This window comes from Tepidimonas sediminis (assembly GCF_007556605.1).
Classification (GTDB): Bacteria; Pseudomonadota; Gammaproteobacteria; order Burkholderiales; family Burkholderiaceae_C; genus Tepidimonas; species Tepidimonas sediminis.
The window spans coordinates 102,422-117,875 of sequence record NZ_VJND01000008.1 but is presented as its reverse complement, the minus strand read 5'-3'; the positions used below and the strand labels follow the sequence as shown (position 1 = coordinate 117,875).

General features: G+C 74.2%; 14 protein-coding genes. 9 read left to right on the top strand and 5 right to left on the bottom strand.

The window, feature by feature from the left end:
* The first annotated feature begins 47 nt into the window (after positions 1–47).
* Together Tsedi_RS07820 and Tsedi_RS07815 are read left to right on the top strand one after the other, a co-directional pair.
* The gene (locus Tsedi_RS07820; protein WP_246099228.1) at positions 48–1,577 is read left to right on the top strand and encodes a thymidine phosphorylase family protein; all 1,530 of its coding nucleotides are present in this window, start codon (positions 48–50) and stop codon (positions 1,575–1,577) included.
* 5 nt (positions 1,578–1,582) lie between these two features.
* Complete coding sequence (locus tag Tsedi_RS07815; protein ID WP_143895327.1) at positions 1,583–2,485, top strand: ribose-phosphate diphosphokinase; 903 nt, start codon at positions 1,583–1,585, stop codon at positions 2,483–2,485.
* A gap of 19 nt (positions 2,486–2,504) precedes the next feature.
* Here Tsedi_RS07815 and Tsedi_RS07810 read toward each other — a convergent pair whose 3' ends face one another.
* A complete protein-coding gene (locus Tsedi_RS07810) occupies positions 2,505–4,007 on the bottom strand; it encodes a potassium/proton antiporter (protein ID WP_143895324.1) in 1,503 nt (500 codons plus the stop codon).
* A 29-nt stretch (positions 4,008–4,036) separates the two neighbouring features.
* On the opposite strand from Tsedi_RS07810, the gene msrA reads away from it, so the two are divergent.
* The 3 genes from msrA to Tsedi_RS07795 all read left to right on the top strand — a co-directional run bounded on the left by msrA (position 4,037) and on the right by Tsedi_RS07795 (position 6,930).
* A complete protein-coding gene (msrA, locus tag Tsedi_RS07805; RefSeq protein ID WP_143895322.1) occupies positions 4,037–4,579 on the top strand; it encodes a peptide-methionine (S)-S-oxide reductase MsrA in 543 nt (180 codons plus the stop codon).
* An 82-nt stretch (positions 4,580–4,661) separates the two neighbouring features.
* On the top strand, positions 4,662–5,849 hold the full coding sequence (locus tag Tsedi_RS07800; RefSeq protein ID WP_143895320.1) for an ATP-binding protein: 1,188 nt from the start codon (positions 4,662–4,664) through the stop codon (positions 5,847–5,849).
* 121 nt (positions 5,850–5,970) lie between these two features.
* Positions 5,971–6,930, top strand: a complete 960-nt coding sequence (locus Tsedi_RS07795; RefSeq protein ID WP_185970608.1) for an AEC family transporter — start codon at positions 5,971–5,973, stop codon at positions 6,928–6,930.
* Positions 6,931–6,960: 30 nt separating this feature from the next.
* Here the strand turns inward: Tsedi_RS07795 and Tsedi_RS07790 are convergent, their stop codons facing one another.
* Together Tsedi_RS07790 and Tsedi_RS07785 are read right to left on the bottom strand one after the other, a co-directional pair.
* Positions 6,961–7,443, bottom strand: a complete 483-nt coding sequence (locus Tsedi_RS07790) for a TM2 domain-containing protein (RefSeq protein WP_143895318.1) — start codon at positions 7,441–7,443, stop codon at positions 6,961–6,963.
* Between the two features lie 76 nt (positions 7,444–7,519).
* Entirely contained in the window at positions 7,520–8,086 is a 567-nt protein-coding gene (locus Tsedi_RS07785) for a GNAT family N-acetyltransferase (RefSeq protein WP_246099222.1), read from the bottom strand.
* A 128-nt stretch (positions 8,087–8,214) separates the two neighbouring features.
* Here Tsedi_RS07785 and rpsP point away from each other — a divergent pair, with 128 nt between their 5' ends.
* The 4 genes from rpsP to rplS all read left to right on the top strand — a co-directional run bounded on the left by rpsP (position 8,215) and on the right by rplS (position 10,425).
* Entirely contained in the window at positions 8,215–8,490 is a 276-nt protein-coding gene (gene rpsP, locus Tsedi_RS07780) for a 30S ribosomal protein S16 (protein WP_132962892.1), read from the top strand.
* A gap of 11 nt (positions 8,491–8,501) precedes the next feature.
* The gene (rimM, locus tag Tsedi_RS07775) at positions 8,502–9,104 is read left to right on the top strand and encodes a ribosome maturation factor RimM (protein ID WP_246099221.1); all 603 of its coding nucleotides are present in this window, start codon (positions 8,502–8,504) and stop codon (positions 9,102–9,104) included.
* Between the two features lie 31 nt (positions 9,105–9,135).
* The gene (gene trmD / locus Tsedi_RS07770; RefSeq protein WP_143895316.1) at positions 9,136–9,945 is read left to right on the top strand and encodes a tRNA (guanosine(37)-N1)-methyltransferase TrmD; all 810 of its coding nucleotides are present in this window, start codon (positions 9,136–9,138) and stop codon (positions 9,943–9,945) included.
* Positions 9,946–10,068: 123 nt separating this feature from the next.
* Entirely contained in the window at positions 10,069–10,425 is a 357-nt protein-coding gene (gene rplS, locus Tsedi_RS07765) for a 50S ribosomal protein L19 (RefSeq protein WP_143895314.1), read from the top strand.
* Positions 10,426–10,543: 118 nt separating this feature from the next.
* On the opposite strand, the gene Tsedi_RS07760 is transcribed toward rplS, so the two are convergent.
* Positions 10,544–12,328 (bottom strand): SulP family inorganic anion transporter, encoded by a 1,785-nt coding sequence (locus tag Tsedi_RS07760; RefSeq protein ID WP_143895311.1) that lies wholly within the window; start codon positions 12,326–12,328, stop codon positions 10,544–10,546.
* A complete protein-coding gene (locus Tsedi_RS07755) occupies positions 12,249–15,395 on the bottom strand; it encodes a sensor domain-containing protein (RefSeq protein ID WP_246099227.1) in 3,147 nt (1,048 codons plus the stop codon). Before Tsedi_RS07755 ends, Tsedi_RS07760 begins: the two co-directional genes overlap by 80 nt.
* Positions 15,396–15,454: the final 59 nt, after the last annotated feature.

Below are 15,454 nucleotides of genomic sequence, written 5' to 3'. Positions count from 1 at the left end.
TCTCACCCTGCCCGCCGGTGGAGCACGGCGCCGACGGCCGCGTGCCGCTGAAGCTGCGCCGCGTGGCCATCGACACCTGGCGCGAGAACGTCGCCTACCTGCACCGCGACTGCGACCTCTACCGCGCCGAGGGCTTCCAGGCGCTCAACAAGGTGGAGGTGCGCGCCAACGGCCGCAAGGTGCTGGCCACGCTGAACGTGACGCTGGATCCGCGCATCGTCAAGTGCGACGAGATCGGCCTGTCGATGGAGGCGTTCGCGCAGCTGGGCGTCGAGCCGGGCCACCCGGCCACCATCGAGCAGGCCGAGCCGCCGGTCTCGATCGCGGCGCTGCACCGCAAGATCGCCGGCGAGCGCCTGACGCGCGAGGAATTCCACGCCATCGCGCGCGACATCGCCGAGCACCGCTACTCCAAGATCGAGCTGTCGGCCTTCGTCGTCGCCACCCACGCCAGCGAGCTGGACCGCGAGGAGGTCTACTTCCTCACCGAGGGCATGATCGCCGCCGGCCAGCGGCTGGACTGGCGCGAGCGCCTGGTGGTGGACAAGCACTGCATCGGCGGCATCCCCGGCAACCGCACCTCGATGCTGGTGGTGCCGATCGTCGCCGCGCACGGGCTGGTGTGCCCCAAGACCTCCTCGCGCGCGATCACCTCGCCCGCGGGCACCGCCGACACCATGGAGGTGCTGGCCGAGGTGGAACTGCCGATCGAGCGGCTGCAGGAGATCGTGCGCGCGCACCGCGCCTGCCTGGCCTGGGGCGGCACGGCGCAGCTGTCGCCGGCCGACGACGTGCTGATCGCGGTGGAGCGGCCGCTGTCGCTGGATTCGCCGGCGCAGATGGTGGCCTCGATCCTGAGCAAGAAGGTGGCCGCCGGCTCCAACCACCTGGTGCTGGACATTCCGGTCGGGCCCACCGCCAAGGTGCGCTCGATGCCCGAGGCGCAGCGGCTGCGCCGGCTGTTCGAGTACGTGGCGCGGCGGCTGGGCATCTCGATCGACGTCGTCATCACCGACGGGCGCCAGCCGATCGGCCAGGGCATCGGCCCCGTGCTGGAGGCGCGCGACGTCATGCGCGTGCTGCAGAACCACCCGCTGGCGCCGATCGACCTGCGCCAGAAGGCGCTGCGGCTGGCCGGGCGGCTGCTGGAGTGCGACCCCGACATCCGCGGCGGCGACGGCTACGGCATCGCGCGCGACATCCTCGACTCCGGCCGCGCGCTGGAGAAGATGATGGCGCTGATCGAGGCGCAGGGCGCGCGCGGCTTCGACCCCGAGCGAGCGCCGCTGGCGCGCCACCGCTTCGAGGTCACCGCGCCGCGCGACGGCGTCGTCACCGGCATCGACAACCTGCAGATCGCGCGCATCGCGCGGCTGGCCGGCGCGCCCAAGGTGGCCGGCGCCGGGGTGGACCTGATGCGCAAGCTCGGCGAGCCGGTGCGCGCCGGCGACGTGCTCTACCACGTCTACGCCGAATACCCGGCCGACGTCGAGTTCGCGCGCGAGGCCAGCGCGCGCGCCAGCGGCTACACCATCGGCGCGCCGCACGAGGTGCCGCAGGTCTACGTGGAGTTCTGACCGCGATGCCGCTGCTGCTCGCCTTCGACGACGAGGCCGCGCCGGCGCAGCGGCTGCTCGCGGCCCTGAACGCCGCCGCCGCGCCGCCGTGGACGCTGGCCTTCGTGCAGCGCCACCGCTTTCCGGACGGCGAGTGGCGGCTGCGCCTGCCGCCCGAACCGCCGGCCGAGGTGGCGCTGTACCGCAGCCTGCACCAGCCCAATGAGAAGCTCGTCGAGCTGCTGCTGGCCGCGCCGGCCGCGCGCGAGCTGGGTGCGCGGCGGCTGTGGCTGGTGGCGCCGTACCTGGCCTACATGCGGCAGGATGCCGCCTTCACCCCCGGCGAGGTGGTCAGCCAGCGTCACGTCGGGCGGTGGCTGGCGGCGGCGTTCGACGGGCTGATCACGGTGGATCCGCACCTGCACCGGGTGGCCACACTGGCCGAGGCGGTGCCGGTGGCCCAGGCGCACGCGCTCAGCGCCGCGCCGCTGCTGGGCGCGCTGGCGGCGCAGCGCCGTCCGGGCGCGCTGCTGCTCGGGCCGGACGAGGAATCGGCCCAGTGGGTGCAGCAGGCCGGGCGTGCCGCCGGGCTGGAGACGGCGGTGGCGCGCAAGGTGCGCCGCGGCGACCGTGAGGTCGAGGTCGAGCTGCCGGCGCGGGAGGTGCGCGGCCGCGCGGTCGTCATCCTGGACGACATGGCCAGCACCGGCCGCACCGTGGCGCGCGCCGCGGCCGCCCTGCGCGCGGCCGGCGCCGCCTCGGTGGACGTGGCGGTCACGCACGCGCTGTTCGTCGGCGACGCGCTGGCCGCGATGCAGGCCGCCGGTGTCGGCGAGGTCTGGAGCACCGACAGCGTGCCGCACGCCAGCAACGCGGTGGCGCTGGCGCCGCTGCTGGCCGGCGCGCTGGCGCGCGGCGCGGCGGCCTGAAGCGGGGGCGCGGCGTGGGTCAGCCGCCTGGCGTCTCGGGCGGCGCCAGGTCGTCGATGCGGATGCCCACGCGCTCGATGACGCCGTCGCGCAGGCGGCGTACGCTCAGCTCCGCCGGGCCCCAGCGCAGCTGGTCCCCCTCCACCGGGCGCTGCGGGCAGTGGCGCGCAAACCACTGGGCCACGCTCAGGCGCTCGTCGTCCACCGGCGGCCAGCCGTAGAACGCGCACAGCGCCGCCATCGGCGTCTCGCCCGGCACCTCGAAGTCGCCGTAGACGCGCCGCGCCGCGGCGGCGTCGTCGCGGTCCGGCAGCGCCACCCCGGCGCGCCGCGCCGCCCAGGGCAGCGAGGCGCCCTGCAGCAGCAGGGAGGCCAGCACGACGACGAAGGCGACGTTGAAGAACACGCGCGCGCCTTCCACGCCGGCCATCATCGGAAACACCGCCAGCACGATCGGCACCGCGCCGCGCAGGCCGACCCAGGCGATGAAGGCCACCTCGCGCGGCGGAAAGCGAAACGGCGCCAGGCACAGCGCCACCGCCAGCGGCCGCGCCACCAGCATCAGCGCCGCGGCCACCCCCAGCGCCGGCGCCAGCGTGTCCAGCAGCGCGCTGGGCGTGACCAGCAGCCCCAGCAACAGGAACATGCCGGCCTGCGCCATCCAGGCGTAGCCGTCCATCGCCTGCAGCGCCGGCGCCACGCCGCCGCGCGCACGGTGGCCGATCACCAGACCCGCCACGTACACCGCCAGGAAGCCCGAGCCGCCCAGCCACGTCGTCAGCGCGAACACCGTCAGCCCCGCCGACAGCAGCAGCAGCGCGCGCACGCCGGCGCCGGGGCGCGTCAGCCCCGCCAGCAGCCGCAGCCCGGCGGCCAGCGCCCAACCCAGACCCACGCCCAGCACCAGGCCGACTCCGAACTGTTGCGCGAGCGCCCAGGCGCCTTGGCCGAGCAGGCTCCACGACGGCGCGGCGCTCGCGGTGGCCACGCCGATCAGCGCCAGCGTCAGGAACACCGCCATCGGGTCGTTGAGCCCCGATTCGATCTCCAGCGTCGAAGCCACGCGCTCGTTGAGCCGCACGCCGGAGGTCTGCAGCAGCGCGAACACCGCCGCCGCGTCGGTGGAGCCGACGATGGCGCCCAGCAGCAGCGCGCGCGGCCAGTCCAGATCCAGCAGCCAGCGCGCCGCCACGCCGGTGACGGCGGCGCTGACCGCCACGCCCAGCGTCGCCAGCCCGACCGCCGGCGCCAGCCCCGTGCGGAAGGTGGCCAGGCGCGTGCGCAGACCGCCGTCGAGCAGGATCACCGCCAGCGCCACGTTGCCGACCCAGAACGCCAGCCGGTGATCCTCGAACGGCACGCCGCCGGGGCCGTCCTCGCCGAGCAGCATGCCGGCCACCAGGAACACCAGCAGGAACGAGAACCCCAGCCGCGCCGAGAACAGCCCCGCCACCAGCGCGGCCAGCAGCAGGCTGGCGGCGGTCAGCAGCGGCACGGCCAGAAAATCCAGCGACATCGTCATGGCCCCGGCACCGTAGCACAATCCGCGCCATGGACATCGACGAGATCGTGCTGGCCGGCGGCTGCTTCTGGTGCACCCAGGCGGTGTTCGACCGCGTGCGCGGCGTGCGCCGCACCGAATGCGGTTACGCCAACGGCTGCGTCGAGCGGCCGACCTACGACCTCGTCTGCACCGGCGCCACCGGCTGCGCCGAGGCCGTGCGCCTGGCCTTCGATCCGGTCGAGATCGGGCTCGAGACGCTGCTGGCGATCTTCTTCGCCACGCACGACCCGACCACGCCGGACCGCCAGGGTGCCGACGTCGGCCCGCAGTACCGCAGCGGCATCTACTGGACGCGGCCGGCGCAGGCGGCGGCGGCGCTGCGCGTGATGGCCGATCTGGCCGCGCAGCGCGTCTTCGACGCCCCGATCGTCACCGAGCTGCAGCCGCTGCGCCGCTTCACACCCGCCGAGCCCGAGCACCAGGGCTACTTCGACCGCCATCCCTGGGCCGGCTACTGCCAGGCGGTGATCGCGCCCAAGCTCGCCAGGCTGCGCGCGGATTTCGCCGAGCGGTTGCGGGCCGGGGCCTGAACGGCCCGGGCGGGGCTGGCCGTTTAGACAAAAGTTACGGATTCATGATAAGAATCCTAAACTTGCCATAGAATGGCAGGCGATGGATCCTGTCCGCAACCCTTTCGCGCCCGGAGCCGGGGCGCAGCCGCCCGAGCTGGCCGGTCGGGACGAGCTGCGCCGCGACGTCGAGATCGCGCTGGAGCGAATCCGCCGCGGCAGGCCGGCCAAAAGCGTCATGCTCGTGGGCTTGCGCGGCGTGGGCAAGACCGTGCTGCTGGATCGCCTGCGCGACGACGCCGAGGCCGATGGCATTTACACCCTCAGGGTCGAGGCGCCCGAGGACCGGTCGCTGCCGGCGCTGCTGGCACCGCCGCTGAGGCTGGCGCTGTTGCGGCTGAGCCGCACCGAAAGGGCGCGCGAGGCGGCGGTGCGTGGCTTGCGCGCCTTGGCGGGATTCGTCGGCAAGCTCAAGGTGACGTTCCACGACATCGAGGTCGGTCTCGATTTCGAACCCGAACCCGGTCTGGCCGACAACGGTGACCTGGAGCTGGACCTGCTGGCATTGATCGAGCAGGCGGGGCTTGCCGCGCGGGCCGCGGGCACCGCGTTGGGCCTGTTCATCGACGAGCTGCAGTATGTGCCGGAGCCGCAGTTGGCGGCGCTCGTGACGGCGCTGCACCGGGCCAGCCAGCGTCAGCTGCCGGTGATGCTGGTGGCGGCCGGGTTGCCGCAGCTGCGCGCCCAGCTGGGGCAGGCCAAGTCGTACGCCGAGCGCATGTTCGACTTCGCCACCATCGGTCCGCTGCCGCCCGAGGCCGCCCGACAGGCGATCGTGCGCCCGATCGAGGGCGAGGGCGAGCGCATCGACGACGATGCCGTCGAGCGCATCGTCGAACTCACCGAGGGCTACGCCTACTTCCTGCAGACCTGGGGCAGCCATGCCTGGGATGCGGCGCAGTGCTCCCCGATCACCCTGGCCGACGTCGACAAGGCCACCGTGACCGCCCGGGCGGAGCTGGACGACGGTTTTTTCCGCGTGCGCTTCGACCGCTGCACCCCGAAGGAGCGGCGCTACCTGCGCGCGATGGCCGAGCTGGGCGCAGGGCCGCACCGCTCGGGCGACATCGCCGACTGCCTCGGCGAGAAGGTCACCAGCCTGGCGCCAGTGCGCAGCGCGCTGATCCGCAAGGGCATGGTCTGGAGCCCGGCGCACGGCGACACGGCCTTCACGGTGCCGATGTTCGACCAGTTCATGCGGCGCATCATGCCCGGGCAGGATTGGCGCTGACGTGACCCGCCTCCCGGCCCCCGCCGGGTCCCATGGAGGCCGAAACAGCTCGGCCCGGCGGTGCTGCCCATCCCCGCCGCCGCGACAGCCCGCCGCAGCCTGCGCCGCTACACTGCCGGGCGTGACCGATCATCCCGTGTTTCAGGCGCTGGTGCCGGTGTTCCTGCTGATCGCCGCCGGGCTGGTGGCGGGCCGGCGCGGCTGGGTGGGGGCCGCGGCGGTCAAGGACCTGTCCAACCTCGTCTTCGTGCTGCTGATCCCGGCGCTGCTGTTCCGCACCATGAGCCAGGTGCGGCTGGAGCAGCTGGACTGGCGGCCGATCGCGGCCTACTTCAGCGCCGCGCTGCCGTGGCTGGCGCTGCAGATCGCGGGGTGGGGCTGGCAGCCGCGCGGCATCGTGCTGGCGCTGGGCGGGACGTTCTCCAATCTGGTGATGATCGGCATCGCGCTGATCGGTCTGGCCTACGGGCAGGCGGGGCTGGTGACCCTGCTGACGCTGATCGCCGTGCACGCGCTGATCCTGCTGACGCTGGCCAGCGTGGCGCTGGAGCTGGCCGAGGCGCGCGCCGCCAGTGGTGCCGGCGCCGGCCCGGGCCGTGCGCGCGTGCTGCGCGCCGCCTGGTCGGCGCTGCGCGGCGCGGTGATCCACCCGATCCCGCTGCCGATCGCCTGCGGGCTGGCGTGGGGGGCGCTGGGCTGGCCGCTGCCGCAGGTGGTCGATCGCCCGTTGCACCTGCTGGGGCAGGCGTTCGGACCGCTGGCGCTGGTGCTGGTGGGCATCAGCCTGGCGCACACGCCGCTGGCGGGGCGCTGGAGCACGGCGCTGCGCGTGGCGCTGGCCAAGAACGTGGCGCTGCCGGTGCTGGTGGCGCTGTCGGCGTGGGTCTGGGGACTGCGCGGCCTGCCGTGGACGGTGCTGGTGGTGGCCGCCGGCGTGCCGGTGGGGGCCAACGTGTTCCTGTTCGCGCAGCGCTACCGCGTCGCGCAGGAGGACGTCACCGCCGCCACGGCGGTCTCCACCGCGCTGGCGGTGCTGACGCTGTCGGGCTGGATACTGGTGACCGAGGCGCTGACGCAGTAGCCGCGGCCCAGGCGGGCCACACGGTGCGCGTCACTGGCTGATCAGCAGCCCCTGTTCCACCTGGTACTCGAAATAGCGCTGGAAGCTGAACGCCAGCCCCGCCATGAAGGCGGTGGCGCCCACCATCAGCGCCAGCACGATGGCCAGCACCGTCAGCCAGTTCGTCTGGCCGGCCGGCGCCTCGGGCGGCAGCTGCGGATTGTGGCGCGCGTTCCAGCGCTCGGGGGGCTGCAGCGCGTAGAGGATGGCGCTCAGGCACGCCACCACCAGCGACAGACCGAGGAAGGGCAACAGCACCCACGACAGCTTGTCGTCCTGGCCGTAGGTCAGCACGCGGTCCACGCCCCACAGGCCGAGCGCCGTGGGCACCGCGTGCGCCCAGCCCCAGGCGTCGCCCAGGCCGTGCAGGTAGAAGCGGTGCCAGCCGAAGGCACCGCCGACGAAGGCCAGCCACGCCGCCACCGTTTTGTGGCGCGGACGTCGGCGGGAGGTGTCGAGGGAAGCGGCGTTCATCGGAAGTCGAGACAACCAGGGCATCGGACCGGGGGGAGGGGAGGACGCGAGGGGGTGGCCACCCCCGGCGCCGGCGCTACGGGGCTGCCGCGGCGCCGTCGCCTGCGGGCGCCTCCTCGTCCGGCGGCGTGCGATCCCCCCAGCCCAGGCTGCGCTGCATCAGCACGATGTCGAGCCAGCGACCGAACTTCCAGCCGCACGCCGGGATGACGCCGGCACGCTCGAAGCCCAGCGCCGTGTGCAGGCCGATCGAGGCGGCGTTGGCCGAGTCGCCGATGACGGCCATCACCCGCCGGATGCCGCGCGCCTCCAGCTGGGCCAGCAGCTCGGCCAGCAGTGCGCGCCCGAGGCCGCGTCCCAGCGCCTGCGGCGCCACGTAGATCGAGTCCTCCACCGAGTAGCGGTAGGCCGGGCGCGGCTTGAACCAGTTGCCATAGGCAAAGCCCGCCACCGCGCCGTCGACTTCCGCCACCAGCCACGGCAGGCCCTTGGCCAGCACGTCGGCGCGGCGCGCGGCCATCTCCGCCACCGTCGGCGGCTCGGTTTCGAAGGTGCCGGTGCCGTGGCGCACGTGGTGGCCGTACAGCGCGGCGATGGCGGGCAGGTCGTCGTCGCGGCTTGGGCGAATCAGGATGGTCTTCACGAGGGTCCGGCTATAATGGCAGGTTCGCAACGTTTCGCTTGGCCGGTCCGCTTCGGGCCGCGCCGGCCGCCGTGTCTGAAGGCGTTGCCTTTGTCCACCGTCATCGACAAGATTTCCAAGGATAACCCATGGTCGTCATCCGACTCGCCCGTGGCGGCTCGAAGGCCCGCCCGTTCTACCACATCGTCGTTGCCGACAAGCGCTGCCGTCGCGACGGCCGCTTCATCGAGCGCATCGGCTTCTACAACCCGATCGCGCGCGGCCAGGACGTGCCCCTCAACATCGCGCAGGACCGCCTGGCCTACTGGCTCAGCGTCGGCGCGCAGCCGTCCGACACGGTGGCGCGCCTGATCAAGCAGGCGCCCAAGGTGGCCCCGGCCGCCGCCGAGACGGCCGCGGCCTGATCCCCGCCCCGATGCAGTCGGCCACCGGCGCGATGGCGTGGGAGGCGGCGCCGCTGCCGCCCGACGCCGTCGAGCTCGGCCGCGTGCACGACGCCTGGGGCGTGCGCGGCTGGGTGCGCGTGCACGGCGTGCCGCAGGGCGGAGCCGCGCTGGCGCACGCGCGGCGCTGGTTCCTCACGCCGCCGGTCGACGGTCCGCTGGCGCGCACGTTCGACGCCTTCGCGCAGCCGGTGCGGGTGCGCGTGCGCCACGTGCGCCGCCACGGCGATGCCTGGGTCGCCAGCTTCGAGGGAGTGGCCGACCGCAGCACCGCCGAGCGCCTGCGCGGCGCCGTCGTGCACGTGGCGCGCGCCGATTTCCCCCCCACCGACGATCCGGACGAGTTCTACTGGGTCGACCTGATCGGCCTGCAGGTGGTCAACCGCGAAGGCGTGACGCTGGGCGTGGTGCGCGACCTGATCAGCACCGGCCCGCACGCCGTGCTGTGTCTGGAGGATGCCGTGACGGCGCCGCCGCGCCAGCGCCTGATTCCGTTCGTCGGCGCCTACGTCGACCGCGTCGACCTCGAGGCGCGCCGCATCACGGTGGACTGGCAGCCCGACTACGACGACTGACCGGCGGCTCCGGCCGCGGCCGCCGTGCGCCATGCGCTTCGACGTCATCACGCTGTTTCCGGAGCTCTTCGAGCCGTGGCTGGCCGCCGGCGTGACGCGCCGTGCGTTCGCCAGCGGCGCGGTGCAGGTGCGCCTGTGGTCGCCGCGCGAGTTCGCCGACGGCGGCTACCGGCGCGTGGATGACCGCCCGTTCGGCGGCGGCCCCGGCATGGTGATGATGGCCGAGCCGCTGTGGCGCTGCTGGCAGGCGGTGCGTGCCGACCGCGGGCTGCCGGCGGTGCGCGCGCCGGCGGCGGCGCCGGAGGTGCCGACGGTGCTGTTCTCGCCAGCCGGGCGGCGGCTGGACCATGCGCTGGTGGCGCGCCACGCCGCACCCGACGGCCCGGGGGCGATCCTGCTGTGCGGCCGCTACGAGGGCATCGACCAGCGCTTCGTCGACGCCTGCGTCGACGAGGAGATCAGCCTCGGCGACTTCGTGCTGTCGGGCGGCGAGCTCGCTGCGCTGGCGCTGCTGGACGCGGTGGCGCGGCTGCAGCCCGGCGTGCTCGGCGACGAGAGCAGCGCCGTGCAGGACAGCTTCCATCCGGCGCTGGACGGGCTGCTCGACTGTCCCCACTACACGCGGCCGGAGGTCTGGCACGGGCCGGCCGGCCCGCAGGGCGTGCCGGAGGTGCTGCTGTCCGGCCACCATGCGCGCATCGAGGCGTGGCGGCGCCAGCAGCGTCTGCTGCGCACCGCACGGGCGCGTCCGGACCTGCTGGCCGCCGCCCGCGCCGCCGGCCGCCTGAGCGCGGAGGACTTGGCGTGGCTGCAGGGCCAAGGTTATAATCAAAAGCTTTGATCCTCTGGCTGGCTTCGGGGTGCCGGGCACCCTGGGCGTGCGGATGGCGGCGGGCCGGGCCCGTCCAGGCAGATCCATCCGTGTGTGCGATGTGCGGCGCAGCCACGATCACGGTGAAGCACCATGAACCTGATCCAGATCCTCGAGCAGGAAGAAATCGCCCGCCTCAACAAGCCCATCCCGGACTTCAACCCCGGCGACACGGTGGTCGTCAACGTCTACGTGATCGAGGGCAACAAGAAGCGCATCCAGGCCTACGAAGGCGTCGTCATCGCCAAGCGCAACCGCGGCTTCAACAGCAGCTTCATCGTGCGCAAGATCTCCAACGGCGAGGGCGTGGAGCGCACCTTCCCGCTGTACAGCCCGCTGATCGCCAGCATCGAGGTCAAGCGCCGCGGCGCCGTGCGCCGCGCCAAGCTCTACTACCTGCGCGGCCGCACCGGCAAGGCCGCCCGCATCAAGGAAAAGATCGGCGCGTAAGCGGCGATCTTTCATCAAAAGATCGGCGCGTAAGCGGCGATCTTTCGCCAAAAGATCGGCGCCTCGTCGCAGGGCCCCGCCAGCATGGCGGGGCCTTTGCGTTTGGCAGGCGGCGCCGTTACTCGCCCGTCCGCTCCGCCCCGCCGGAGACGTCCTGCGCGGGGCAGTCCGTCAGCGCCTGCACCGCCTGGTGGTGCGTCAGGTGGATGCGGCCGGCCAGGCGCTGCGGCAGCTCGCTGCGCTGCAGGCGGTCCATCACCGGACCCTTGACCTCCGACAGGTGCAGCGTCACGCCGGCGGCGGCCAGCCGCTCCTCGATCGTCAGCAGGCTCTCCAGCGCGCTGGCGTCGATGTCGTTGACCGCCGAGCACTGCAGCACCACGTGGCGCACCGCCGGTTGCGCGGCCACCGCGGCGGCGATCCAGTCCTCGAGGAAGCGCGCGTTGGCAAACGTCAGGCTCTCGTCGATGCGCAGCGACAGCACCTGCGGCCAGGTCTGCACGCGGTGGCGGCGCACGTTGCGGAAGTGCTCGGTGCCCGGCACGCGCCCCACCACCGCGATGTGCGGCCGGCTGTGGCGCCACAGCAGCAGGGCCACGCTGGTCAGCACCCCGCCGGCCAGCCCCGTCTCCACGCCGGCGGTCAGCGTCAGCAGCAGCGTCAGCACCATCGCGGTGAAGTCGCTGCGGCTGTAGCGCCAGACGCGGGCGAACGCCGGCGCGTCCACCAGCCCCAGCACCGCCACGACGATGGTGGCCGCCAGCGCCGCCTGCGGCAGCGGCGCCAGCAGCGGCGTCAGCTGCCACGCCGCCAGCGCCAGCGCCGCCGCCGTCCACAGGCCGGCCAGCGGCGTGCGCGCACCGGCCTCGTAGTTGACCACCGAGCGCGCGAAGCCGCCGGTGACCGGAAAGCCGCCGCTGCACGCGGCGGCGACGTTGGCCGCGCCGAGCGCGCGCAGCTCGGCGTCGGGGTCGAGGCGCTCGCGCCGCCGCGCCGCCAGCGACTGGCCCACCGAGACCGATTCGACGAAGCCCACCAGCGCCAGCAGCAGCGCGGGCAGCAGCAGCGGCTGCACCATCTCCCAGCGCCACGCCTCGGCCGGCGCCCACGTCCACGACGGCAGCGCCGCCGGCACCGTGCCGACCACGCGCACGCCGTGCGCGGCCGCGTCGCCCCAGGCGCTTGCCGCCGTGGCTGCCGCCAGCACCAGCACCGGCGCCACCTTGGCCGCCAGCGCCGCGCGCGCCGCCGGCCAGCCCGCGCGGCGCAGCAGCGCGGCGGCGTGGCGCCGCGCTAGCCACAGGGCCGCCAGCGTCGCCAGTCCGAAGGCCAGCGTCGGCGCGTGGGCGTCGGGCAGCGCGCGCACCAGCGCCGGCAGCAGGTCCGGCAGCACCGTGCCCGCGGCCTCCACCCCGAGCAGGTGGCGCAGCTGGCTGGCGGCGATCAGGATCGCCGAGGCGGCCACGAAGCCGTGCAGCACCGGGTGGCTGAGCCACTGCGCCAGCGCCCCCAGCCGCAGCACCCCCAGCAGCAGCGAGAACAGCCCGGCCAGCAGCGCCAGCCACCACACCGCCCAGGCGTAGCCGGGGCTGCCGCTGGCGTGCAGCGCGCCGGCGGCCGCCCCCGTCATCAGCGAGGTCACCGCCGCCGGTCCCACCGCCAGCGCGCTGCTGGTGCCCAGCAGCGCGTAGGCCACCAGCGGTGCGATGTTGGCGATCAGGCCGGCTTCGGGGGGCATGCCGGCCAGCAGCGCGTAGGCCAGGCTCTGCGGGATCAGCATCAGGGCCACCACCGCCGCGGCCACGGCGTCGGCGGTGGCGGTCTCACGCCGGTAGTGGCGGACCGTGGTCAGGATCGGCAGCCAGCGCACCAGGCGCGGTGCCGGCCGGGGCGGGGACGTCATGCGGCGATGGTAGCGCGAGGCTGGCCAGCAGCTCGCGCAGCGCCTCCAGCCAGGCGTGGTGGGCGGCTTCGATCGCCTGCAGTTGGCCGGCGTGCAGCGGCGCGGCCGTGCGCAGCGCCTCCGAGGTGGCGTGGAAGGCCTCGTGCGCCGCCTCCAGCCGGGCGTAGGCGGCCCCGCTGCGCACGCTGGCCGGCAGCGCCTCGCGCAGCGCGCGCTGCACCGGGCAGGCGTGTGGCGGACCCAGCGGCTCGCCCTCGCGCGCCCGCGCCAGCTGGGTGCGGTGGTGGATCTCGGCCTGTACCAGCAGCCGCGCCCAGGGCGAGCGCACCAGCGCCGCCCACTGCCGCCAGGCCGGCGGCGTCCGCCAGCCTGCCACCCAGTCCGGCCACTGCGCCGGGGGCATGGCGCGCGCGATGCCCCAGCCCTGCGCCACGTCGGCCCCCAGCCGCAGCAGCAGCGCCCCGTGCTCCACGGTCTCCACGCCTTCGCCGACCACCTCCAGGTCGAAGGCGTGCCCGAGCGCGACGATGCCCTCGATGATGCGCAGGTCGCTCGGGTCGTCGAAGATGTCGCGCACGAAGCTCTGGTCGATCTTGACCACCGTGGCCGGCAGGCGTTTCAGGTAGGCCAGCGACGAGTAGCCGGTGCCGAAATCGTCGATCGCCACCCCCACGCCGAGCGCCCGGCAGCGCGCCAGCAGCCGCTCCAGCGCCTCCACGCCCTCCAGCGCGCTGGACTCGACGATCTCCAGCTCCAGCGCCGCGGGTGGCGCCTCCGGGTGCTGCTGCAGCGCCTGCTCCAGACGGTCGGCGAAGGCGGGGTCGCGCAGCTGGCGGGCTGCCACGTTGATCGAGAGCTGCCAGGAGGGACGGCCCTCGCGCCGCCAGGCCGCCAGCAGCCGCAGCGCCTCGTGCAGCACCCACTCGCCCAGCTCGATCATGACGTCGTCCTGCTCGATGGCGGGCAGGAAGCTGCCGGGCAGGCGCAGGCCGTCGCGCGGGTGGCGCCAGCGCAGCAAGCCCTCCGCGCCCAGCACCGCGCCGTCGGACAGGCGCACGCGCGGCTGCAGGTGCAGCTCGAACTCGCCGGCGGCCAGTCCCCGGCGCACGTCGGCCACCAGCTCGGCGTGCGCGGCGGCCTCGCGGTCCTCGGCCGGGTCGAACAGCACCCAGCGGTTCTTGCCCTCGCGCTTGGCGCGGTACAGCGCCTGGTCGGCGTGGCGCAGCAGCACCTCGGCGTCGGCGCCGTCGTCGGGGTAGAGCGTCACGCCGATGCTGGTGGTCAGGTGGACGTCGGCGTCGAGCCCCGTGACCGGCTCGGCGCACACCGCCATCAGCCGCTCCACCACCGCCTGCCAGCGGTTGCCCTCGTCGAGATCGGCCAGCACGGCGACGAATTCGTCGCCGCCGACGCGCGCCAGCGTGTCGCCCTCGCGCAGCGCACGCTGCAGCCGCAGCGCGATCTCGCGCAGGACCGCATCGCCCAGCGGGTGGCCGTGGCGATCGTTGACGTCCTTGAAGCCGTCCAGGTCCAGGTAGGCCACCGCCACGCGGCGCTGGTGCCGGTGCGCGGTGGCGATCGCCAGCGCCAGGCGGTCGGCCAGCAGCGCGCGGTTCGGCAGGCCGGTCAGCGTGTCGTGGAACGCCTGATGCTCCAGCGCCTGCTGCTGCGCCTTCAGCGCCGAGATGTCCTGCGCCAGCGCCACGTAGCGGATGACGCGGCCGGCCTCGTCGCGCACCGCCGAGATGGTCTCGATGACCGGGATCAGGCGGCCGTCGCGGTGGCGCCACCACGCCTCGCCGCGCCAGCGGCCCTCGCGCAGCAGCAGCCGGCGCAGCCGCGGCCAGGCCGGCGTGCCGTGCCGCTGCACCGGTCGCCACGGCAGCCGCCCGCGGCCGATCAGCTCCTCGCGCGGGTAGCCGCTCAGCTGCACCATGGCCTCGTTGACCTCCAGCACGACGCCGCGCTCGTCGGTGACGACGATGGCCTCGCCGGCGTCCTGGAACACGCTCAGCGCGATGGCGCGCGACTGCTCCAGCGCCACCTCGTTGCCGACATCGCGGATGACGCCGGCCATGGTCAGCGCACGGCCGCTGGCCGGATCGCGCGCCGTCACGCGCCCCCAGGCCTGCACCCAGATCCAGTGCCCATCGGCGTGGCGCACGCGAAAGCGCAGGTCTGCGGCCTCGCTCAGCCCCTTCAGATGCCGCACCACCGCGTCACGGATGTCGCGACGGTCGTCCGGATGCAGCCGCTCGGCCAGCTGGGCGCTGGTCAGCGGCGGCAGGCTGGCGCGCTCGCCCAGCAGGCGCAGCAGCCGCGGGTGCAGCGTGATGCGGTCGTGCACCAGATCCCACTGGCCGTAGCCGAGCCGCGCCCCGTGCAGCACGTCCTCCAGCCGGCTGGCCAGCGCGCGCTCGCGCCGCAGCGCACGGCGCAGCTGCACCAGCACCAGCGAGACCGCCACCAGCGCGCCGGCCGCCACGGCCAGCGCACCGCCAAGGATGCGGTTGCGTGCCCGCTGCGCGCCCAGCACCTGCTCGGTGCGCTGCGCCACCAGGCTTTCCAGCCGCGTCTGGTAGCGCTGCAGCTCCTGCTGCAGCGTGACGCTGCGGCTCTCCGGCAACAGCAGCGACAGCAGCAGCTCGCGGCCGTCGACGCGAATCGGGCTGCTGTGCACCTCCACGGTGACGATGCGCCCGTCGGCCAGCCGGTGCGGAAACAGGTAGTAGCCGCGTCCTTCCTCGCGCGCCCGCGCCATCTCGGCCCGGATGTCGGCCTCCGAGAGCTGGTTGATCTGGGTGACGTTGAGCCGGCCGTAGGGCAGGTCGGGGTAGCCGTAGAACGCCACCGCCGCGGCGTTGGCGTCGTGGATGGTGCCGTCGGCGGGGTCGACGACCCACGCCGGCACACTGTGCTGCCGCAGCGCCTCGGGCAGCGGCCCGGCCAGCACCGGCAGCGCCAGCGCCCAACCCGCCAGCAGCGCCGCCACGGCCCGGCCACCGCGCGGCCGGCGCGGCGCGGGCTGGGGGGTGGGACGGACAGGTCCCGGCTGCTCCTCGGGCATGACGAACACGGGTGGTCGGTGGGATCAGCGCGGTGGGGATGGCCAACGACGTCCGCGTG

Excerpts from the sequence above, each read along its gene's own strand:
- Tsedi_RS07815 (WP_143895327.1), top strand. The coding sequence starts at position 1,583 with ATGCCGCTGCTGCTCGCCTTCGACGACGAGGCCGCGCCGGCGCAGCGG.
- Tsedi_RS07810 (WP_143895324.1), bottom strand. The coding sequence starts at position 4,007 with ATGACGATGTCGCTGGATTTTCTGGCCGTGCCGCTGCTGACCGCCGCC.
- msrA (WP_143895322.1), top strand. The coding sequence starts at position 4,037 with ATGGACATCGACGAGATCGTGCTGGCCGGCGGCTGCTTCTGGTGCACC.
- Tsedi_RS07800 (WP_143895320.1), top strand. The coding sequence starts at position 4,662 with ATGGATCCTGTCCGCAACCCTTTCGCGCCCGGAGCCGGGGCGCAGCCG.
- Tsedi_RS07790 (WP_143895318.1), bottom strand. The coding sequence starts at position 7,443 with ATGAACGCCGCTTCCCTCGACACCTCCCGCCGACGTCCGCGCCACAAA.
- rpsP (WP_132962892.1), top strand. The coding sequence starts at position 8,215 with ATGGTCGTCATCCGACTCGCCCGTGGCGGCTCGAAGGCCCGCCCGTTC.
- rimM (WP_246099221.1), top strand. The coding sequence starts at position 8,502 with ATGCAGTCGGCCACCGGCGCGATGGCGTGGGAGGCGGCGCCGCTGCCG.
- trmD (WP_143895316.1), top strand. The coding sequence starts at position 9,136 with ATGCGCTTCGACGTCATCACGCTGTTTCCGGAGCTCTTCGAGCCGTGG.
- rplS (WP_143895314.1), top strand. The coding sequence starts at position 10,069 with ATGAACCTGATCCAGATCCTCGAGCAGGAAGAAATCGCCCGCCTCAAC.
- Tsedi_RS07760 (WP_143895311.1), bottom strand. The coding sequence starts at position 12,328 with ATGACGTCCCCGCCCCGGCCGGCACCGCGCCTGGTGCGCTGGCTGCCG.
- Tsedi_RS07755 (WP_246099227.1), bottom strand. The coding sequence starts at position 15,395 with ATGCCCGAGGAGCAGCCGGGACCTGTCCGTCCCACCCCCCAGCCCGCG.